This is a genomic window from Rhodococcus sp. BUPNP1 (assembly GCF_002215235.1).
Classification (GTDB): Bacteria; Actinomycetota; Actinomycetes; order Mycobacteriales; family Mycobacteriaceae; genus Rhodococcus.
The window spans coordinates 259,272-280,476 of the sequence record NZ_NERM01000003.1 but is presented as its reverse complement, the minus strand read 5'-3'; the positions used below and the strand labels follow the sequence as shown (position 1 = coordinate 280,476).

Below are 21,205 nucleotides of genomic sequence, written 5' to 3'. Positions count from 1 at the left end.
CGGAACGGATCCACCGGGAATGGATCAGAGGGCCCGGTCGCGGGTCTCCACAAGTGCCGCGGTGCAGACCAGGCTCACGAGGCCGATTCCGGCCAGCATGATCCCGATCGCGATACCGCCGTAGGAGGCGGCGAGCGGTGCGGCGATCATCGGCGGGATGGCGCCGCCGAGGACCCCGGCGAAGTTGTAGCCCAGACCGGCGCCTGTGTAGCGGTAACGGGTCGCGAACATCTCGGGCAGCAGTGCTCCGCACGGTCCGTAGGCGATACCGAAGATCGCGAGGGTGATCATCATCCCGAGCACGAACGCGATCGGTGAGCCGGTGTCGAGAAGCGGGAACAACACCAGTGCCCAGACCACGGAGAAGGCGCACGAGACCATGATGACCTTCTTGCGCCCGAAGCGGTCGGAATACAGCGCGGACAGCACGATCGCGAGACCGAAGACGAGCGACGAGGCGATGCCCACCATCAGGACGAACGGCCGGTCGAATCCCAGCTCGGAGGTCGCGTAGCTGGTCAGGTAGGCCGTGCCCATGTAGAAGAAGGCGAACATGATGGCCAGCGCGCCGCCGGCGAGGAAGATCTCCTTGGCCTGGTAACGCAACGCGTCGAGGAAGGGCAGCCGGCGCGGGGCCTCGACCTCGGCGACCGGGGCGTTACGGCGGGCTTCCTGCTCTGCACGAAAGACGGGGGTCTCCTCGATGGCGAGGCGCATGTAGAGGCCGATGCCGACGAGAACGATGCTGAGCAGGAACGGGATCCGCCAGCCGTAGTTCAGGAAGGCGTCGTTGGTGTCGCCGAGTGCGAGACCGGTGAACAGGAAGGTGCCGCTCGACAGGGCGAAGGCGATGGCAGGACCGAGCTGCGGGAACATCGCGTACAGACCGCGTCGGCCCGGTGGCGCATATTCGGCGGTGAGCAGGGTCGCGCCGGCCCACTCACCGCCCACTGCGAAGCCCTGGGCGAATCGCAACAGTACGAGGATGATCGGGGCGGCGACACCGATAGTCTCGGCGCCGGGCAGAAGGCCGATGAGCAGGGTGGAGATACCCATCAGCAGCAGCGTGGAGATCAGCGTCTTCTTGCGTCCGATGCGATCACCGAAGTGGCCGAACAGCATTGCGCCCACGGGGCGGGCGATGAAGGCGACGGCGAAGGTCGCGAAGGAGGCGACGGTACCCGCGGTCGATCCGAGCGCGGGAAAGAATACCGTCGGGAAGACGAGCGCTGCGGCGGTGCCGTAGATGAAGAAGTCGTAGAACTCGATCGTCGTGCCCATGCAGCTGGCGACGGCGACGCGCCGGATACCGGGCCCTTCCTTCGAGGGGCCCGCGTGGCGGGGTGTGGATGGGTCGGGACGCGAACGTCCCACCGGTCCGGCGACGGGGGGTTCGGCAGCCCCCGGGGTCGACACACTGGTCACGTGAGTCCTCCGTTGTCCGTTCGAACCGCGGGCGTGATCGCCTCGGCGGATGAACGAAAACGTAGTGATGCCGGTCACCCCCTCACCACCCCCGAAAGGGGGGTGGGGGTGACCGGCATCACATAGTGTGCCGAACGAACGAAATTCTCAGCGGCCGGCGGCGCCCGCGATCTCCTGGCGCATCTCGCCCCACACCGAGGAGTAGGAGTCGATGTTGGCGGCCGTGGCCCACGCGAGCGAGCCGCCCTTGATCTTCTCCAGGGCCTCGGCGAACAGGTCCTGGTACCGCGACAGGCGCGGCACGAACGCCGACACGTCGTCGAACAGGCTCTGCGCCCGGCGGTCGAGATCGATGAGGCCGTCGACGAATCCGTCGGCGTCGGCATTCTCGAGGAGCGCGTTGAGTTCCTCGTCGAGCGGGAGGAACTGGTCGTAGAGCTCCGAGATCGAATCCTCGTCGATGGAGACCCGCTCGGCGTCGAGCTGATCGTTCAGCTCGGAGGTGCCCTTGTCGGTGAGGCTGATGCCGCCGTCGTTCTCCGACGCCTTGCCCTGCTCGAGGAGTGCGGCCACCGCAGCCTGGCCGGCCGCCACCGACACACCGAGGTGCGCGGCGAGCACCTCGGCCGTGACCTGCTTCTTCAGACGCACCGTCTGCAGCAGTGCCAGTTCGTCCACGTTGCCTGCGAAGGCCATGCCCACTCCTCGTCGCACCCGCCGGGCGCCCACGTCGTCGTCCGGAATCCGGCCGGATTCCGCTCCGATTCTGACGCACACCGGCAACGGGCAGGTGAGTCACCCTCCTCCCGGTGGGATCACGCAGATCGGATCACGAGGACAGGCCGGGCACCGGGCACGCGTCGGCGGCCTCGGCGACCACCGTGGGTACATCGGACACGGCGGGCTCCACGCCGGCCTCCCGGTCCCGCCCGGTGAGCGGCCGGTCGGCTTCCAGGAGGGCCAGTTCGTCGGGAGTGAATGCGCGCCCCCGACTGAGGAAACGCACCCCCTCCGGACTTTCGAGACTGAACCCGGAGCCGCGTCCGGGCACCACGTCGAGGACGAGACAGGTGTGCTTCCACGCCTCGAACTGCGAACCGGAGATCCACACCGGCACGGCGTCGGCGCCGACCGGCGGATCCGAGCGGGTCTCCCCTGCCCCGAGGCGCAGATCGAGGACTCCGAGGAGCACGTCGCGGTCGCCGACGACGAAATCGCCGTCGGGATAACACATCGGCGCGGAGCCGTCGCAGCATCCGCCGGACTGGTGCATCATGAGCGGTCCGTTGCGCTGCGCGAGGCGGCGCAGCAGGGCGACGGCGTCGACGGTCGCCACGAGTCGCGGGACGGTCACAGGCCTGCCTTTCCGTTGGGGTGCACGATGTTCCGAGCGTATGGCAACGGCGCCTGCCACGTCGTGCGGACGTGACAGGCGCCGAAGTTCGGATCAGAAGAAGCCCTGTGCCTTGGGAGCGTAGGACACCAGGAGGTTCTTCGTCTGCTGGTAGTGGTCGAGCATCATGTGGTGGTTCTCGCGGCCGATGCCGGACTGCTTGTAACCACCGAAGGCCGCGTGCGCGGGGTACTGGTGGTAGGTGTTCGTCCACACGCGGCCCGCCTGGATGGCGCGACCGGCACGGTAGGCGACACCACCGTCGCGGGACCACACACCGGCACCGAGACCGTAGAGGGTGTCGTTGGCGATCGAGATCGCGTCGTCGAAATCGCTGAAGGACGTCACGGACACGACCGGGCCGAAGATCTCCTCCTGGAAGATGCGCATCTTGTTGTCGCCCTGGAAGATCGTCGGCTGCACGTAGTAGCCGCCCGAGAGGTCGCCGCCGAGATCGGCGCGCTCACCACCGGTGATGACCTTGGCACCCTCGCTCTTGCCGATCTCGATGTACGACAGGATCTTCTCGAGCTGGTCGTTAGAGGCCTGGGCGCCGATCATCGTGTCGGTGTCGAGCGGATCGCCCTGACGGACGGCCTTGGTGCGGACCGCGGCGAGCGAGAGGAAGTCGTCGAAGATGTCCTGCTGGATCAGTGCACGCGACGGGCACGTGCACACCTCACCCTGGTTGAGGGCGAACATCGTGAAGCCTTCGAGCGCCTTGTCCTGGTAGTCGTCGTTCGCCGACAGCACGTCGGAGAAGAAGATGTTCGGGCTCTTGCCACCGAGTTCGAGGGTGACCGGGATCAGGTTCTGCGAGGCGTACTGCATGATCAGCCGACCGGTGGTCGTCTCACCGGTGAACGCGATCTTGCGGATGCGCGGGCTCGACGCGAGCGGCTTGCCCGCCTCCACACCGAAGCCGTTGACGATGTTGACCACACCCGGCGGCAGCAGGTCGCCGATGATCGAGATCAGGTGCAGGATCGACGCCGGGGTCTGCTCGGCGGGCTTGAGGACCACCGCATTGCCGGCGGCCAGGGCCGGCGCGAGCTTCCACACGGCCATGAGGATCGGGAAGTTCCACGGGATGATCTGGCCGACGACGCCGAGCGGCTCGTGGAAGTGGTAGGCGACCGTGTCGGAGTCGATCTCGGAGATCGAACCCTCCTGCGCGCGAATGGCCCCCGCGAAGTAGCGGAAGTGGTCGATCGCGAGCGGGATGTCGGCGTTGAGGGTCTCGCGGATGGGCTTGCCGTTGTCCCACGACTCGGCGAGGGCGATCGATTCGAGGTTCTCCTCGATGCGGTCGGCGATCTTGTTGAGGATCACCGCGCGTTCGGCGGGCGACGTCTTCCCCCAGGCCGGTGCGGCGGCGTGGGCTGCGTCGAGCGCGCGCTCGATGTCCTCCTCGGTGCCGCGAGCGACCTCGGTGAACACCTGGCCGGTGACGGGGGTGACGTTCTCGAAGTACTCCCCCTTCACCGGCGGCACCCACTGGCCGCCGATCCAATTGTCGTACCGGGACTGGAACGACATGAGGGCGTCGGGCGAACCGGGACGGGCGTACACGGTCATGTGCATCTCCTGCAGCGTCGAGCGGTCGGTATGTGATCCGGAACACTACGAACGCGAGGGTTGCAACTACGTTGCGAGCTGCCTGTCCAATCGGGTCAATGTGGCATCGACCTGCGCGAAACGGGGCGACCGCGGGTCGATCGACGCCCGGTAGGCCGCCCAGGCGGTGATGTCCTCACGGCCGTGGACGGACGAGGTCCACTGCGCGAGCAGGTGCTCGTCGCCGCAGCGCAACAGCGCCGCCCGCACACCCGAGCGGAGTTCGTCGCGGATCTCCTCGATGCCCGGCGCCACCGATCCGGGCAGGATCTCCCCGGTACAGAGGCGGACCGCCGAGGCCGCATCGCCGCGGTCGAGTGCGCGGCGCACGTCCGCGACATCGGTGTCGAGCGTGGTGAGCAGTCGATAGGGCCGCGATCCGAGGTGTTCGGCCCCGAGCACCTTGCGCAGGCGCGACATCTCGGCGCGGATCGTCACCGAGTCGAGTTCGTTCTCGTCGAGCAGCACCGCGAGCCGGTCGGAGCTCAGGCCCTCGGGGTGATCGGCGAGGATCAGCAGGATCTCGGCGTGCCGGCGGGACAGGCCGACGCGTTCGCCTCCGCGGTGCAGTGCGGGCCGGCCGGCGCCGATCGTCTCGATGCGCGGCGTCGTCGAGGGGAACAGCGGGCGGCCGCTCAGGGCATGCACGCGCAGTTCGGCCTCCGCCGCCGCGACCGTCGCGCGGACGAGTTGCAGGACCTCGGGCGCGGCGACGCGGTGCCCCCCTGTGATGTCGATGGCACCGAGGACCCGGCCGCTGGTGGGGTCGTGCACGGGAGCGGCCGAACAACTCCATTCGTGCACCGTGCGGTTGAAATGCTCGGCGCCGAAGATCTGCACCGAATGATCCACGGCGAGAGCGGTTCCCGGCGCATTCGTGCCGACGCGGTCCTCGCTCCAGTCGGCCCCTTCGACGAAGCTCATCGACAGGGCGCGGTCGCGCGCGGCGTGATCGCCCTCGACCCACAGCAGCCGTCCCTGCCCGTCGGTGATGGCGACGAGCAGTCCGCTGTCGGCGGCGTCCTCGACGAGGAGCTTGCGCACCACCGGGCGGATCAGCGACATCGGGTGGCCGGCGCGGTACTCCTCGAGGTCGTGTCCGGAGAGCAGCGCGGGTTGTTCGACGACGTCGGGATCGATGCCGCGTTGCAGGCTCCGGCTCCACGAGTCGCGGACCACCGAGCGCACCCCGTCGAGCCGATCCTTGCCGCGTGCGGAGACGAAGGTTCCGTGCGCACGCAGCACCGCACGTGCATGCGCGGCCACGTCCGCTCCCGGGCCGAGTGCCACCCAGGGATTGGTCGTCGCGATTCCACGATCCGTCATGTACCGGCGCCTCCTCCCCCGACACTGTAGTCGGGATCACACCGTGTGCGGCAGGGCATCCCTCGCGGTCGCGGCGACGCGGTGGGCGAGCATCACCGCGGTGGCGTGCGGTCCACGGCTCGGGACCTGCGGAAACACCGAGGTGTCGACGACGCTCAGCCCCTCGATTCCCCGCACGCGGCACCACTCGTCGACCACGGCGTGCTTGTCGTCGCCCATCCGGCACGTGCCGGACAGGTGCAGCGACGTCCCGAGCCTGCCGCCGCGCACGTCCACGCTGCCGGCCTCGGCGACGCCGGTGGTCGCGGCGAGGAGGTCGGCGGCGAGCCGGACCCCTTCTTCGAGGGCCTCCCGGTCGGCCGGATCGGTCAGGTATCGGTAGTCGAGCAGGGGTGGACGTCGCGGGTCGCGTTCGTCGAGCACGATGCGTCCGCGGCTGCGTGGGCGCGTCAGGACGACTCCGAGCACCGGATCGACGACGCCGCTGCCGGGGATCACCGCTCCGAATGCCGCGGTGTACGGGCGCAGTTCGAGGTTGCCGGTGTGCACGACCGTCTCGAGCAGCAGCGTGTGCGACGGGAGACCCGGGCGGAACCGGTACGGGACGGTGAACTCCGGATGGTCCGAAAAGTTTCCGCCCACCCCGGGAAGGTCGTGCAGCGGATCGATGCCGAGCCGTCGCAGTTCGCCGGCCGGTCCGATTCCGGAGAGCATCAGCAACTGGGGAGACCTCACGGCGCCCGCGGCGACGATCACGTGTGCGGCCGAGACCGTGCGTGGTCCGTCGGGCCCGGCGATCTCGACGCCCACCGCGCGAGCGCCCGCCATCACGATGCGGGTCGCGGGCACCCCGCCGGCGACCGTCAGATTCGGCCGGTGCAGGACGGGCGCGAGGTACGCGAGGAACGGACCCACCCTCGTGCCGTCGCGGACGTTCGACGGGACCGCGCCCACCCCGTCGGGTCCGGGGGCGTTGAGGTCGGCGACCGGGGTGAATCCCGCGTCCTCGGCGGCGTCGACGAAGGCACGCGAGAGCGGATGCATCCGTTCGCGCGGTACCCGGGCGACCGGTATCGGGCCGGAACTCCCGTGCAGGTCGCCGGGGACATCCGCGTCGGTTTCGACGGCCCGGAAGTACGGCAACACCTCCTCGTACGACCACGAGGCGGGCCACGACGCGAAGTCGTCGGGTCGCGCACGCACGAAGTAGGCGCCGTTGACCGCGCCGGAGCCGCCGAGCACCCGGCCCCGCGTCACGGTCGCCTCGACATCCGGAGTCAGTCGTGCCGGAAAGTCCGCGGTCCACGGGCTCTCCGGACCCACCGGAAGGACTGCGGCATCACGGATCTCGCGCGGAACAACGGATGCCGACCCGAACGCCGCGCCCTCCTCGAGCAGCAGCACGGTGCGGGCCGGATCGTCGCTGAGCCCGGCGGCGAGAACGCAACCGCAGCTTCCGCCGCCGACGATCACCACATCGGCGTGCGCCGGGATCATGTCACTTCCGGATGTCGGGTACGAGCGCGGCCGCCGAGCGGGCGTCGAGCGCACCCTTCCACAGCCCTGCGCCGTAGGCGAGGTCGTCGAGGCGCTTGTAGAGCAGATACCGGACGGGATCGAGGCCGCCGCTCTCGCGGTGCGTCTTCCAGTCCCAGATGCCTTCGGCCACAGCACAAGCCAGAACCGCTCGACGCACGCGGCGGGAGAACACCGCTGCGACGACCGTCACGGGCCAGTAATGCCGGCACACCGCCGACGCCACCTGCCACAGGCCACCGGCGAATCCCTGGGCCGTGAGCAGCCCGGCGATGCGGTCCGGCCGGTCGAGCTCGGAGAACATCCGTCGCAGCCGCACGAAGGTGGCCACCTGGGTCAGTACCGCTGCGATCACCCCGATGCGGGTGAAGCTCGCGATCGCGACGCACGCGAGGAGCGTCCAGATCGACATCACCATCGGTGGGACGGAACCCGGATGCCGCTCGGCGAGCGGGGCCGCACCGGTTCCGTAGAAGGCCTTGCGTGTCAACCACGTCCGGAAGCGGGTGCGATGGTCGTGCGCGACCCGCGAGATGGGTTCGTACCGCAACCGCCACCCCGAGGTCTGCAGTCGCCGGCACAGATCGACATCCTCGGCCACATGCATCGTCTCGTCGAAACCGCCGCAGGCGACGAGCGCGTCGCGGCGCACGAGCAGCGCCGCGCTCGGCACGTACGAGACGGGGCCACCCGCGACCACGGCGGATTCCCGGCTGCCCAGGTCGAGCGACGAGCGTGCGTGCTCGTACTTCGCGAGCGCGCTGCTGTCGGGTTCGAGGGCCACGATGCGCGGCGCGACGAGAGCGACCGCGGGATCGATGAAGTGCCCCAGCGATCGTTCGAGCCAACCGAGTTGCGGCACCACATCGGAATCGAGGAAGGCGACGAATTCCGTTGTCACCTGCTGCAATCCGGTGTTCCGGGCCGCTGCGGGCCCGCGTGGGGTCTCGTGCCGGATCACGCGGACGCGACCGCGCTCCGGAGCCTCGACCGGCTTCTCGGAACCGTCGTCGACGACCACGACCTCGTGCCCTTCGACGGCGGCGAGCAGACGGGCGAGGCCGGACGGATTGTCCTTGACGGGGACGACGACGGTGACGGCGGAACTCGGCGGCAGCTTCGTCGGGCGGGGGTTCCCGATTCCCGAGTCGAGCAGGCGGCGTGCGACCGCAGCGCTCTGCGCGTCGACGACCTCGACGAAGTCCTCGTCGATCATCGCCGCGGCGGCCGGTGCGAGTTTGAGCATGCGCGTGGGCGATCCTCCGACGAGGACACGTCCCCCGGCGAAGCTGCGCACCCGCGCGTCGATGCGCACACCGAAACCGTCGGGGAGCCGGGTCGCCCGGGGCTGCGCCGCCTCCGGGGAGGTCGCCTGTGGAGTGATCGCCCGACTCACCGAAGCCTTCCTTCCGTTCCCGGCTGCCACCGGGCGACCTGTGCACGCGCCCGCTCGACCAGACTCGCGAACAGGCGCGCGCCGAGTTCTGCGGTGGCCTCGGTGGGGTCTCCCAGCACTCCGTTCGCGGACACCGAGACGATACCGGCTTCGCGCAGTCGTGGCATCAGTGCTCCGATCGGTTCCGTCGCTCCGACCGCGGCCCGTGTCATGTCGACCGTCCCGGGTGCCAGGTGCAACAGCAGACTCGTCTCGGTGACACCGGCGTGGGCGTCGGATCCCGGCACCGCGCACGGGAGCCAGGCAGCGTCGCGGCCTTCGTATCGCAGGAGGCTCACCGCCTCGATCAGCGGATAGGCGTTGCCACCGTGCCCGTTGACGAAGACGACCCGCTTCGCCCATCGGCACACCGACCTGCCGTATTCGACGATCAGCGCCTTCGTCACCTCGGCTCCGATCGAGACGGTGCCGGCGAAACCTTCGTGTTCGCCGCTCGCTCCGTAGGGCAGCGGCGGGGCGACGACCACCTCGGGCAGCGCGGCGGCGACAGCAGCTGCGATCCGGGTGTCGGTGTCGAGGGGAAGGTGCGGACCGTGCTGTTCGAGCGCACCGATCGGGACGGCCACCGTCACCCGGTCGGGTTCGATGTCCGTCCAACAGGCGTCGGCGAGCTCCCGCATCACCGCTCCGATGCTAAGGGTTTCGCGGGCGTGCACGAAACCCGGAGGTCCCGGTAGGTCCGCCCGGACGCCGAGATCCGATCGGTACGCTTTCCCGGTGCTGATCGAACCTCGTCCGCTGGACGATCCGGACGTGCAGGACCTCATCGGCGAGGTCCAGCTCGAATACGTGCGGAGGTACGGCGGACCCGACGACACGGAACTGGCGCCGCACGAATTCGAACCGCCACGCGGGGTGTTCCTCCTGGCGGTGGCCGACGGGGTTCCGGCCGGGATCGGCGGCTGGCGTGCACCGGAGCATTCGCATCGAGGGGTGCGCGACGATGATGCCGAGATCAAGCGGATGTACGTGCGGGCGAGCATGCGGCGCCGCGGTGTGGCAGCACGGGTGCTGGGTGCGCTGGAGCGCACGGCGACCGATGCCGGTCGCCGTCGCATGATCCTCGAGACGGGCAGCGAGCAACCCGAGGCGATCGCGCTGTACGCGAAGGCCGGGTACGTGCCGATGACCGAGCGCTTCGGGCTCTACGCAGAATCACCGACGGCGATGTACTACTGCAAGGAACTGCCCCCGATCCGTCCGGCGACCGACGACGACCTGCCGGTGCTGCAGGAGATCGAACGCGCGGCGGGCAAGCCCTTCGCCGAGATCGGGATGGCGTTCGTCGCCGACGACGATCCTCCGTCCGTCGAGGAGTTGCGCGCTCACCGGGACGCGGGCCGCTGCTGGGCGTGGTTCGACGAGCAGGGACGAGCGGTCGCGTATCTCGTGGCCGACCTCGTCGACAACGGTGTCCACATCGAGCAGGTGTCGGTGCATCCCGATCACGCGCGTCGCGGGATCGGACGCGAGCTGATCGAGCACGTCGCGGGGTGGGCTCGGGACACCGGGTTCGGGTCGCTGACGCTGACCACCTACCGCGACGTGCCCTGGAACGGCCCGTATTACGCGCGTCTCGGCTTCCGCACCGTCCCGGACGATGCCCTCTCCCCTGGTCTCACCCGGATCCGCGTGGAGGAACGGAAGAACGGTCTCGACCGGTGGCCGCGGATCGTCATGCGTCGCGGGCTGGAGACGTAGGAGCCAGGTCCCTGGCGGCCCGCTCCCCCTCGGCGATCGCGGCGTGCAGGCGGCGTGGGGTCACCGCATCGCCCACGCGGATCACCCTCGTGCCGGCTCCTGTGAGTTCCCGCCACAACTCGTCGACGGGCTCCTGATGGGTGGCGACGACGACCGCGTCCACCGTGAGCGTCGTCGGCTCGCCGGTCGCGTGGTGGACCACGGTGACCTCGGCACCGTCCGGCAGGTCCACGACACCGCCGACGGCGACGCCGGTGAGTCGCTCGATCCGCGTGGCGTGGGCGCGGCGCAACCAGCCGTCGAGCTCGAGCGTCAGGCCGAGATCCTGGCCGACGAGCATCCCCGGCGTGCACACCGTCACCGCACATCCCCGGTCCGCCAGCAGTTCGGCGACGGACGTCGCCTGGTGGAAACCGAGATCGTCGACGACGAGGACCCGGCCGGAGGGTGCAGTGCGACCGGTGAGCACATCGCGCACGTCGCTCACCCGCGCCGACGATCCCGCCCAGGCGGGCCGGTGTGGGCGCGCACCCGTCGCGACGACCACGACGTCGGGTGCGAACGCACGCAGGGTCGCGGCATCCGCGGTCACACCGGTGCGGATGTCCACTCCCCTGCGCCGACACTCGGCGTCGAGGTGCGTCACCGCACCGAGCAGCTCTGCACGGTGCGGCGCCGCGGCCGCCTCACGGATCTGGCCGCCGGTGCACCGGTTCCGTTCGAGTAGCGTGACCGAATGCCCCTGTCCGGCAGCCGTCACCGCAGCCTGCAGACCCGCGGGTCCGCCGCCGACGACGACGACCCGATGCGGTACGGCGGTCGCGGCGGGAGCGTCGGATTCGTACCCGGCATGGGGATTGACCGCGCACGCGATGGGACGGTTGAGCCCGACCCGTCCGATGCATTCCTGATTGCAGCCGATGCACGGCCGAATCTCGTCGTCGCGTCCGGAGAGGGCCTTGTTCGCGAACTCCGGGTCGGCGATCTGCGCACGCACGGCGCCGACCAGATCGCACACTCCGTCGGCGAGCGCGGCACCGACCTGTTCGGGTCGGGTGAAGCGCCCGACCCCGACGACCGGCAGCGACACCGCTGCCCGGATCGCGTCGGGGACGAACAGTGAATAACCGTGCGGGGTGGACATCGGCGCTTCGACCAGATGCAACGTCTCGGTCGCGACGCCCACGGACGTGTTGAGGTAGTCGGCGTCGCCGCTCGCCTCGAGCATCCGCGCGACCTGCACGGCGTCGTCGATACCGACACCGCCCTCGGTGCCGTCGTGACCCGTCAGTCGCACGCCCACGACACGGTCGCGCCCGACGGCCCCCCGCACCGCGGACACGACCTCGAGCAGCAGGTGGGCCCGCCCCGTGAGATCCCCGCCGTAACGGTCGGTGCGACGGTTCGTCGCGGGTGCGAGGAAGGCACGCAGGACCGATGCCTGGGAGCACTGGATCTCGACACCGTCGAAGCCGCCCTCGGCGCAGCGGCGGGCGACGTCGGCGTAGCCCGCGACGAGTTCGGCGAGGTCGGATTCCGTCACCGCGCGCGGGACCTCACGGAAGAGCGGGTCGGGTTCGGGGCTCGGCGCCCACAACGGTTGCCCCGTGTACATCGAGGTGCCCTGCGCGCCGTTGTGGTTGAGCTGCGCGAGGATCCGCGTGCCGTGCCGGTGGACGGCGTCGGTGAGGCGGCGGTAACCGGTGACGACGTCCGGGTCCCAGCCGCGGATCAGTTTCTCGTAGGGCCGGTCCGAGGGGTGCACGGTGTGCTCCTCGGTGACGATCATCGACGCGCCGCCGCGTGCCCTGGCTTCGTAGTACGCGATGTGCCGGTCGGTGACGGTGCCGTCGACCGAGAAGTTGGTCAGGTGCGCCGGGAAGACGATGCGATTGCGCAGGGTGACCGGACCGATCCGCAACGACGCGTGCGGAACGGTTCCGGTCCCCGTGCGCGTCACCGTCAGACCTTCGAGTTGCCCTGGTCGATGGCCATCTGACTGCCGGTGATCGTGGAGGCCCGATCGCTCGCGAGGAACAACACGGTCTCGGAGATGTCGTCGGGGTCGGCCGCGGGCTTCTCGGTGAGGATGGGGACGAAGTTCGGCCCCCACGACGGATTCTTCTCGAACAGCTTCAGGACGCTGACGTCGGTGCCCATCGGGGTGTTCACACCGTAGGGGTGGATGGAGTTGACCCGGATCCGGTACGGGCCGAGTTCCTTCGCCGCCGCCTGCGTGATGCCGACGAGACCGAATTTGGCTGCCGCGTAGTTGATCTGCCCCGGCATCGCCTTGAGGCCCGCCACCGAACTGACGACGATGATCGATCCACCGTTGCCGGCCTCGATCATCGCGGGGGCGGCGGCCTTGAGGGTCTTGAAGACACCGGTGAGGTTGATGTCGATCAGCTCTTCGAACTGGTCGTCGGGCATCTCCCAGAAGCGGTTCCAGCTGCAGATACCGGCATTGGCGACGACCACGTCGAGTCGCCCGAACTGGGCGACGCCCTCGTCGACGACGGCCTTCAGTGCGGCACTGTCGCGCACGTCCGCGACGCGGGCGAGGATCTTTCCGCCGGCCTCTTCCACGAGGCGGACCGTCTCGTGGAAGTCGTCCTCGGTGGCCTGCTCGTAGGTCACGTACTCCGAGACCGGGGCCGCGATGTCGACGCCGATGACGGACGCGCCCTCGCGCGCGAACCGGATGGCGTGGTTGCGGCCCTGCCCGCGTGCGATCCCGGTGATGAAGACGACCTTGCCGTCGAAATCTCCCATGTCGGCCCTTCCGTAGACCCGGATTAGAACGCGTTTCAGTGTGCCCCACGTTACAGCGCCGTGGCCACCCGGTATCCCTCTCGGACGGCTTCGCGCACGCTTCTCGGGGCCGCCCGGTCGCCGATCGACCACGATCCCGGCCACTCGGACACTTCTGCCGGTAGCAGGGGTGCGCAGTCGACCAGGACAGCGTCCGCGACCCGCGTGGATTCCCCGGACACCCTGTCGACGAGCACGACGCCTTCGGCATCGACCGAACCGACCCGGCACCCGAGATGTCTCGCCACGCCCGCCCGCTGCATGCGGACGTCGAAGGCGACGAGGTCCCCCGTCGGCGCGAGTCGTGATCCGGCCACCGGATCACCCGTCGCGTAGTGGACCTCCATACCGCGCTCCACGAGACGGTCGACGACGGCCCTCGCCACCGGACCACCCATCGGATCCCACACGACCACCGGGGACGTAGGAGGCCGTTTCCCCGACAGCACCTCCGCGGCGGTCGCGTACCGCTCGGGCGCAGTCACCGGAAAGGAGGGCGGACGTGGCAGCCCGCCGGTGGCCAGCACGACCGCGGTGCCAGCGGCGAGTGCGCTCTCGATGTCGGCGGCACCGACTTCCGTGCCGGTACGGATGTCGACGCCGGACTCGAGGCACTGCTGGTCGAGCCAGTCGACGAGCGCAGCGAAGTCGGGCCGGCCACCGCGTGAGACGGTGGCGATCGTCCCACCGACCCGCTCGTCCGCCTCGACCAGGACGACACGGTGACCGCGCGTCGAGGCCACGCGGGCTGCTTCCAGGCCGGCGGGTCCGGCACCCACCACGAGTACGTCGCGTGCGGAAGTCACCGGTCCGGGTGGGTCCCGTGTCTCGTCGCCGGCCTCCGGGTTCGCGATGCACCCCACAACCGGATTGTGGAAGTCGTCGACGAGGCACGCCTGGTTGCAGCGCACGCAGGGACGCGGCCGACGACCACGACGGGCGACGACGACGAGGTCGGGGTCGGCGATCTGCGCGCGGGTCATCTCGACCAGGTCGCACGCGCCGTCGGAAAGCGCCCGTTGCGCGTGTCCGACGTCGACGATGCCGCCCTGCAGAGCGATCGGGACCGATCCGGCGATCTCGTCACGGACGCGGTGGCACAGGTCGTCGTTGAATCCGGCAGGGACATGCGCGTCGGGCCGATACGACTCGGGTGAGAACAACCCACCGCGTACCACGGTCAGCAGGTCGATCGACGGCGCGATCGCGCGGACGTATCCGGCGGCGATCTCGGGTGTGATGCCCGCCCACGGCGCGTTCTCGTCGCACGAGAGTCTCAGTGCGAGGATGCGATCCGCGCCGATCCGCGTGCGCACGGCGGCGATCACCTCGCGCAGCAGCCGCAGGCGGTCGGTGCCGTAGGCGTCGTCGCGATGGTTGGTCAGCCCGGAGAGGAACTGCCGCAGCAGCGAGGTCGGTCCCGCGTCGAGTTCCACCCCGTCGAGATCCGCCTCCACGGCGACGGTGGCGGCGCAGGCGAAGGACTCGACCAGCTCGGCGATCTCGCGCTCGGTCGCCTCGGCGGGTAGTTCGCGTGTCCCCGGGTCCGGCACGCGCGAGGGCGCCCACAGCGGTGCGCGGGTCCACGCGCTCGAACCCTGCAGGCCGCGATGACCGAGGCCCGCGAGCACGAGGGTGCCGTGCGGACGACAGGCCTCGGCGATCCGCCGGTAGCCGTCGCCGCAGTACTCGGCCAGCGGCGCACGTTCGTAGGGATGGTCGGACGGGTGCACCGACGCCGTCTCCGTCACGACGATCCCGCACCCACCCCGCGCACGTCGCGCGTAGTACGCGACGTGGCGGTCCGAGAACGACCGACCGTCACCGAGATTCGTGACATGCGGACCGAAGATCACCCTCGCCGGAACGGTGCGTCCGGCGAGGGTGATCGGTTCGGTGAGCGCGGGGCTCATGTCGTCCGTTCGGTCAGATGCCGAGATCGCGGCGAAAACCGTCCGGCACGAAGACGTCGTCGGGGGTGAGCTCGTGGATCGAGTTCTTGCCCAGACCCATGAGGGCGGAACCGATTCCGCCGGACAGGATGTCGAGGACGTTCTCCACACCGGCCTGACCGTTCGCGGCCAGACCCCACAGGTACGCGCGGCCGATGAGCACGGCCCTGGCACCGAGCGCGATCGCCTTGACGACGTCGCTACCGCGGCGGATACCACCGTCGAGCAGCACCTCGACGTCCTTGCCCACCGCTTCGGCGATCGCCGGCAACGCCCGGATCGGTGCCGGGGTGCCGTCGAGGTTGTTGCCGCCGTGGTTGGACACCGAGATGGCGGTGACCCCGGCATCGACGGCGCGCTTGGCGTCGTCGACGCGCATGACGCCCTTGAGCATGAACGGCGCGTCGCCCCACTGCTCGCGCAGCCACGCGACGTCCTCCCAGGTGGGCAGGGGCGTGGTCATCCACTCGCCGTACGCACCGAAGAAGGTCGGGGCCTGACCCTCCGGCGGAGTGAGATTGGGGGTGGTCAGATCCGGCACCCCGCCGGTCTTCGCCCATTCGAGCAGCCACTTCGGGCGGGTGATGCCCTCGGGGGCGAACTTGATCATCGCCTCGAGATTCATCCGCTCCGGGATGGCGGGGCTGCCCCAGTCGCGACCGTTGGAGAACGACCAGTCCAGGGTCATGATCAGACCCTTCGCACCGGCGGCACGGGCACGTTCCATGCGCTGGATCAGCGTGTCGCGGCTGCCCACCCAGTACATCTGGAAGAAGGTCTTGTCGTTGACCGCCGCGACCTCCTCGATGGACTTGCTCGCGAACGACGACAGACCCATCGCCGTACCGCGGGCGGCGGCCGCGCGGGCCACGGCGACCTCACCGTCGGGGTGCACGGCCTGCACGCCGGTCGGCGAGATCATCACGGGCAGAGACACATCCTGGCCCATGATGGTCGTGGCCATCTCCCGCTTGTCGGACAGTCCCGCGACGTGCGGGGCGAATCCGAGTTCGCGGAAGGCGGTGGTGTTGTCGTCGACCGTGATGCCGGCCTCGGACCCGGCGACGAGCGCGCCGTAGACGGACTTGGGCAGGCGCTTACGGGCGCGCTGCTGTGCGATTGCGACGGTCTCGAACCACGGGTCCTGGGCCCACGGATTCTTCAACCAGGAAGGCTTGGCCATCGTCGGTCGTCTCCTCGGAAGATCTAGAGCCCTGCGAGCGGATTCTCGTCGCAGAACTTGGCGGGGGGTTTGGTGAGCAGGGTCAGCGGTACCGGGGCGGCCGGGGTGCGCCGTTCGGCGCGCTTTCCGGTACGCGAGTGGTCGACGCTCGACTGCGGCACGGTGCGCTCGGCCTCGAGCGCGGACTGTCCGTAGCCCTGCACGCATTCGGGATCGGGGCCGTCCATCGGCAGGCCGGTGAAGAACTTTGCGGCCATGCAACCGCCGCGGCACGCATCGAAGAAGTTGCACGACGCGCACGCACCGGCGGACTGCGGTTCGCGCAGCTCGCGGAACAGCTCGGAGTTCTTCCACACCGACGCGAAACCACCATCGGTGAGGATGTTCCCGGCGTGGAAGTTCTCGTGGATCGCGAACGGGCACGCGTAGACGTCGCCGACCGGATCGATCAGGCACACCACCCGTCCCGCGCCGCACAGGTTCAGTCCGGGCAGCGAGCCGCCGCCCTCGCCGCCGAAGGCGGACAGGTGGAAGAACGAGTCGCCGGTGAGCACGCCCTCGCCGTGGGCGACGAGCCAGTCGTAGAGCTGCCGCTGCTGCTCGTGGGTGGGATGCAGATCGTCCCACACGTCCACGGCGCGGCCGGACGGGCGCAGTCGCGTGATGCGCAGCGTCGCGCCGTAGCGGTCGGCGAGAGCCTTGAACTCGTCGAGCTGGTCGACGTTCTGGCGGGTGACGACGACGGAGATCTTCGCGTCGCGGAAACCCGCCTCGGACAGGTTCTCCAGCGCGCGCACGGCCATCGCGAACGAACCCGGCCCGCGCACGGCGTCGTTGACCTCGGCGGTGGCACCGTCGAGGGAGATCTGCACGTCGACGTAGTCGGAGGCGGCCAGCCGGGCGGCGACCTTCTTGTCGATGCGCACACCGTTGGTCGAGAACTTCACGCCCACCTGGTGTTCGGTGGCGTAGTCGACGAGTTCCCAGAAGTCGGATCGCACGGTGGGTTCGCCGCCACCGATGTTGACGTAGAAGACCTGCATGCGCTGCAGCTCGTCGATGATCGCCTTGCACTGTTCGGTCGACAGTTCGCGCGGGTCGCGCTTGCCCGACGAGGACAGGCAGTGCACGCACGAGAGGTTGCAGGCGTAGGTGAGCTCCCAGGTCAGGCAGATCGGGGCGTCGAGGCCCTTCTCGAACTGGTCGACGAGGCGGCCGACCTTGGGTGGGGCGGAGGTGGTGGGCGGTTCGAGCAGCGAGGTCATGGGCTGGTCCTTACAGACGTCAGGCAGGAACGATCATGTGCGAATCGGCCAGGGTGCCCAGGGCACGCACGTAGGGCCGCTCGGCGTTCTCGTCGATCCCGTGCGCTCGCAACGCTTCTCGCACCGAACCGTGGTCGCCGAGGGATCGGACGACGTCGACGATGACGGTGTTCTTCAGGAACGACAACTTGCGGGTGCCGAAGTGGTAGAGCAACGCCCCGAACGGCTCGGGGCGAAGCGCTACCTGCGGGTGGAGCCGCCAGCCGGCACCCGGATCGAACAACTCGGTGTCCATTGCTACGGGGGACACGTCGGTGGCTCCGGGCGCGGTCATGTCAGTACACGCCGCACATGCCGTCGATGGAGACCTCCTCGACGAGGGATTCCTCGATCAGATCGGATTCGATCACGGCGTTGTCACGATCGGACATGTTTCCTCCTCGGTTTCTTCTCCTGGATCGGAGTCGGTGGTCACAGTGGACTTGCGCTGTGAGCCGGTTCACTACTGTAATGACATCGAGTGCAGAATGTCACCCCTCCGGGAGGAAGAATGACGCGCAGCCGCGGGAAACCGTCCGCTCGGATAGGTCGCCGCCCGTCCACCTCGAAGGAGGAACTCGCCGCGATCGGCATCGAACTGTTCATGGAGGCGGGCTTCGACGAGACGAGCATCGACGACATCGCCGAGGCAGCCGGCATCGCGCGACGCACCTTCTTCCGCTACTTCCCGTCGAAGAACGAGGTGGCATGGGGGAACTTCGACGAACACCTCGCCGGCATGCGCGCGAGCCTCGAATCGATCCCCGAGGACGTTCCGCTCTCCGAAGCGCTGACCACCGCCCTGCACGACTTCAACACCTTCCCCGACAGCGAGGCCGAACGACACCGCGCGCGGATGGGGCTCATCCTGCACACGCCCGCGCTGCAGGGCTATTCGTCGGTGATGTACCAGGGCTGGAGACGTGTCGTCGCCGAGTTCGTCGCCCGTCGCACCGGGGCCGATCCCGACGACCACATCCCCCGCACCGTCGGCTATCTGCTGCTCGGTGTCGCGATTTCCGCCTACGAGGCGTGGCTCGACGAACCCGGATCGGATCTGCACGAATACCTGGCCATCGGGATGGGGACACTGACCGCCGGTCTCGACTACAGTGACCCGCACTCCCCTTCCACGTTGCCCCCTTCCACACCTCCGAAAAAGGTTGCGAAACAATGACCCTGCTCGATTCGCTCGCTCCCTGCAGCCCGGGCCGGTGGACACACGACCACGTGACGGTCGAACGCGTACCCGCCGGGCCGCTGAACGTCCGGCGGGAGGACGATAGGCTCCACGTCACGCATTCCCTCACGGCCGAGCAGCTCAGCGAGCGCCTCGTCGCCGAGGTGACCGCCTCGATCCAGGATGCCGAGTTCGGCCAGGACGAGTTCGAGCTGACGATGGTGGGACTCGTCCGCTCCACGGTGCCGGGCGCCCTCGACTCGTGGGTCACCTACTACCGCAACTCGCTCGGCGAACTGCTCGACGGTACAGCCGATTTCGCGCCCATCCACGATCGCGCGGCCGAACTCGTGCGTGGGAGCGTCCTCGATCTGGGGTCGTGTTTCGGTTTCCTGCCGCTGCGGCTAGCCGCCGCCGGCACCGCCGTCACCGCCACCGACATCCTGTCCGGCACGATGCGCCTGCTCGATGCGGTCGCACCGCGACTCGGACTGCACGTCGACTCGCTCGTGTGCGACGCGGCGAACGTTCCGGTGCCCGACGACAGCGCCGACACCGTCACCGCGATCCACCTGCTCGAGCACGTCGACGACACCCTCGGTGCCACGATCCTCGCCGAGGCGCTGCGGATCGCCCGGGAGCGGGTGGTGGTCGCGGTGCCGTTCGAGGACGAGGCGACGGCCTGCCATGGGCACGTGCGCACCTTCGACCTGCCCGCGCTCGAGGAACTGGGGCGCAGCACGGGGCGTCCCTTCGAGGTGTTCGAACACCACGGCGGGTGGCTCGTCGTCGACTGATCCACCCGGCCATCCGCCTGCCCGCCCATCCGATTCCCCTCCGGCGACGAATACCCGGTGTGGACGGAAGGAGGTGGCGCGATGAACCACATCGCCGAGAGCCACTTCGGCCGGACGACCCGCCGCGTCGTCCTTCCCCGCCGCGCCGCGGACCGGCAGATGTCCTCGTCCGGAGTGGTGACGGACTGCCGGCCGCTCCCCGAGCGGCCGGACGTGCGACTGCTCGTCTACCACGACGACGCGGACGACTCCGACTACGACGCCGTGACGATCGGAAAGACCGACGGCGAGAACGACATTCCGGTACTCACCGCCTCGGAGGAGTGCCTGCTCGTCACCGCGACCCGGCCCGGGTCCGGTCCCGCGATCGTGCTCGCCGCACCGCCGGGTGAGGACGAGGGCCGACGGGTCCGGGAGATCACCCGACAACTTCTCGGAGGCGGACCGCTACTGCGCCTGATCGTGTACACCGGCGCACTGTCGGTACTCGTACCGTTGCACTCGTCTGCTCCGAGCGGGCGCTGAGGCGGTGTGGACGTCGGGGCCGTACTCGCCCGGGCGGACGTGGTCGACGAGCACGTGCTCGCGGTCGTACTCTCCTCCGCGCAGCGGCCTGTACGGAATTGCGGATTCCGACGACAAGCCGTCGAGACGATCGTGGAGACGACGCTCCTCGCGCAGGAAGGTCTCCTCGTCGAGCCGGTCGGCACTCGCGACGAGATGCGGTCGCAGTACCCGCATTCCGGTGTAGAAGCCCGTATCGTGCAGGAGCGGCCACAGCACGTGATCGATCGACCCGCTGATTCCGCGCGGTCCGAGCGCTGCGGCCCGATCGCCCGCCGTGACGACGGCGAGCATCGTTCTGCCGGCCAGTCCCCCGTCGCCGTACTTGCGGACGCGGCCACGCTCGTCGCGGACACCGAACGCGAAGCCGTTGGTGAACACGCGGTCGAACCATCCCTTCAGGATCGCCGGCATGCCGTACCACCACAGTGGGAAAGACACCACGAAGTGGTCGGCGGCGCGCAGCGCGTCCTGTTCGCGACGGATGTCGTCGGCGAGGAGCCCGGTGGCTGTGGCGTTCTTCTGCCGCTCCGACAACGTGCTCCCCGGCGCCGTACCGAAGTCGGCGTCGGCGAGCACCGGATTCCAGTTCATCGCGTAGAGATCCGAGATCGCGACGCGCGTGCCCGACTCGCGTAGTCGTGCCGCCCCCGAGCGGACGAGGGCGTGCCCCAGGGAGGCGTCGTCCGGGTGGGCGTGCACCCACAGAACGCTGCCCTTCTCGACACTGTCCTTTTCGACACTGTCTTTTTCTGCACTGTCTTTTTCTGCACTGTCCTTTTCTGCACTGTCCTTTTCTGCACTGTCCTTTTCTGCACTGTCCTTTTCTGCACTGTCCTTTTCTGCACTGTTCTTCTCGGCCATGTCTCCATAGTCTGGGGACGGGAACGCTATGGGAAGTACGCACTTTGCGATCACATACGGACCGAGATGTAACGATCGGCGATGAGCAGGGAT

At 69.0% G+C, this 21,205-nt stretch carries 20 protein-coding genes; 4 read left to right on the top strand and 16 right to left on the bottom strand.

Going from position 1 to position 21,205, the window contains the following annotated elements:
- Positions 1-24 precede the first annotated feature (24 nt).
- From B9C99_RS04920 to mftE, 8 genes are all read right to left on the bottom strand, one after another.
- Complete coding sequence (locus B9C99_RS04920; RefSeq protein WP_253249993.1) at positions 25-1,308, bottom strand: MFS transporter; 1,284 nt, start codon at positions 1,306-1,308, stop codon at positions 25-27.
- 264 nt (positions 1,309-1,572) lie between these two features.
- Positions 1,573-2,121 (bottom strand): hypothetical protein, encoded by a 549-nt coding sequence (locus tag B9C99_RS04915; protein WP_088897113.1) that lies wholly within the window; start codon positions 2,119-2,121, stop codon positions 1,573-1,575.
- 133 nt (positions 2,122-2,254) lie between these two features.
- Complete coding sequence (locus B9C99_RS04910) at positions 2,255-2,779, bottom strand: DUF779 domain-containing protein (RefSeq protein WP_088897112.1); 525 nt, start codon at positions 2,777-2,779, stop codon at positions 2,255-2,257.
- A gap of 93 nt (positions 2,780-2,872) precedes the next feature.
- Complete coding sequence (gene adh / locus B9C99_RS04905; RefSeq protein ID WP_088897131.1) at positions 2,873-4,396, bottom strand: aldehyde dehydrogenase; 1,524 nt, start codon at positions 4,394-4,396, stop codon at positions 2,873-2,875.
- 66 nt (positions 4,397-4,462) lie between these two features.
- Positions 4,463-5,761 carry a GAF domain-containing protein gene (locus B9C99_RS04900; RefSeq protein WP_088897111.1) on the bottom strand — a complete coding sequence of 433 codons (1,299 nt, stop codon included), beginning with the start codon at positions 5,759-5,761 and terminating at the stop codon, positions 4,463-4,465.
- 36 nt (positions 5,762-5,797) lie between these two features.
- On the bottom strand, positions 5,798-7,258 hold the full coding sequence (gene mftG, locus B9C99_RS04895) for a mycofactocin system GMC family oxidoreductase MftG (protein ID WP_088897110.1): 1,461 nt from the start codon (positions 7,256-7,258) through the stop codon (positions 5,798-5,800).
- Position 7,259: 1 nt separating this feature from the next.
- A complete protein-coding gene (mftF, locus tag B9C99_RS04890) occupies positions 7,260-8,693 on the bottom strand; it encodes a mycofactocin biosynthesis glycosyltransferase MftF (RefSeq protein WP_088897109.1) in 1,434 nt (477 codons plus the stop codon).
- Complete coding sequence (gene mftE, locus B9C99_RS04885; RefSeq protein WP_088897108.1) at positions 8,690-9,373, bottom strand: mycofactocin biosynthesis peptidyl-dipeptidase MftE; 684 nt, start codon at positions 9,371-9,373, stop codon at positions 8,690-8,692. The genes mftF and mftE overlap by 4 nt, the downstream gene beginning before the upstream one ends.
- A 97-nt stretch (positions 9,374-9,470) precedes the next feature.
- Between mftE and B9C99_RS04880 the strand changes: the two genes are divergently transcribed.
- On the top strand, positions 9,471-10,454 hold the full coding sequence (locus tag B9C99_RS04880) for a GNAT family N-acetyltransferase (protein WP_088897107.1): 984 nt from the start codon (positions 9,471-9,473) through the stop codon (positions 10,452-10,454).
- On the opposite strand, the gene B9C99_RS04875 is transcribed toward B9C99_RS04880, so the two are convergent.
- Genes B9C99_RS04875 through mftA form a run of 7 tightly spaced genes read right to left on the bottom strand, consistent with a single transcriptional unit; the run spans position 10,429 to position 18,099 of the window.
- Entirely contained in the window at positions 10,429-12,414 is a 1,986-nt protein-coding gene (locus B9C99_RS04875) for a mycofactocin system FadH/OYE family oxidoreductase 2 (protein WP_088897106.1), read from the bottom strand. The two genes, B9C99_RS04880 and B9C99_RS04875, sit on opposite strands and share 26 nt — an antisense overlap.
- 2 nt (positions 12,415-12,416) lie before the next feature.
- A complete protein-coding gene (locus tag B9C99_RS04870; protein WP_024101647.1) occupies positions 12,417-13,229 on the bottom strand; it encodes a mycofactocin-coupled SDR family oxidoreductase in 813 nt (270 codons plus the stop codon).
- A 50-nt stretch (positions 13,230-13,279) separates the two neighbouring features.
- Complete coding sequence (locus B9C99_RS04865) at positions 13,280-15,181, bottom strand: mycofactocin system FadH/OYE family oxidoreductase 1 (RefSeq protein WP_088897105.1); 1,902 nt, start codon at positions 15,179-15,181, stop codon at positions 13,280-13,282.
- 13 nt (positions 15,182-15,194) lie between these two features.
- Positions 15,195-16,403 (bottom strand): pre-mycofactocin synthase MftD, encoded by a 1,209-nt coding sequence (gene mftD / locus B9C99_RS04860; RefSeq protein WP_016696154.1) that lies wholly within the window; start codon positions 16,401-16,403, stop codon positions 15,195-15,197.
- A 23-nt stretch (positions 16,404-16,426) separates the two neighbouring features.
- Positions 16,427-17,668 carry a mycofactocin radical SAM maturase gene (mftC, locus tag B9C99_RS04855; RefSeq protein WP_059383270.1) on the bottom strand — a complete coding sequence of 414 codons (1,242 nt, stop codon included), beginning with the start codon at positions 17,666-17,668 and terminating at the stop codon, positions 16,427-16,429.
- Between the two features lie 19 nt (positions 17,669-17,687).
- The gene (gene mftB / locus B9C99_RS04850) at positions 17,688-17,963 is read right to left on the bottom strand and encodes a mycofactocin biosynthesis chaperone MftB (protein WP_016696156.1); all 276 of its coding nucleotides are present in this window, start codon (positions 17,961-17,963) and stop codon (positions 17,688-17,690) included.
- 40 nt (positions 17,964-18,003) lie between these two features.
- On the bottom strand, positions 18,004-18,099 hold the full coding sequence (mftA, locus tag B9C99_RS04845; RefSeq protein WP_006553546.1) for a mycofactocin precursor MftA: 96 nt from the start codon (positions 18,097-18,099) through the stop codon (positions 18,004-18,006).
- A 119-nt stretch (positions 18,100-18,218) separates the two neighbouring features.
- Between mftA and mftR the strand changes: the two genes are divergently transcribed.
- The 3 genes from mftR to B9C99_RS04830 all read left to right on the top strand — a co-directional run bounded on the left by mftR (position 18,219) and on the right by B9C99_RS04830 (position 20,209).
- Positions 18,219-18,884 carry a mycofactocin system transcriptional regulator gene (gene mftR / locus B9C99_RS04840; protein WP_088897104.1) on the top strand — a complete coding sequence of 222 codons (666 nt, stop codon included), beginning with the start codon at positions 18,219-18,221 and terminating at the stop codon, positions 18,882-18,884.
- The gene (gene mftM / locus B9C99_RS04835) at positions 18,881-19,684 is read left to right on the top strand and encodes a mycofactocin oligosaccharide methyltransferase MftM (RefSeq protein WP_088897103.1); all 804 of its coding nucleotides are present in this window, start codon (positions 18,881-18,883) and stop codon (positions 19,682-19,684) included. Before mftR ends, mftM begins: the two co-directional genes overlap by 4 nt.
- 81 nt (positions 19,685-19,765) lie before the next feature.
- Positions 19,766-20,209, top strand: a complete 444-nt coding sequence (locus B9C99_RS04830) for a hypothetical protein (RefSeq protein WP_016690916.1) — start codon at positions 19,766-19,768, stop codon at positions 20,207-20,209.
- On the opposite strand, the gene B9C99_RS04825 is transcribed toward B9C99_RS04830, so the two are convergent.
- On the bottom strand, positions 20,132-21,112 hold the full coding sequence (locus tag B9C99_RS04825; protein WP_253249988.1) for an NAD(P)H-dependent oxidoreductase: 981 nt from the start codon (positions 21,110-21,112) through the stop codon (positions 20,132-20,134). The genes B9C99_RS04830 and B9C99_RS04825 overlap by 78 nt on opposite strands.
- Positions 21,113-21,205: the final 93 nt, after the last annotated feature.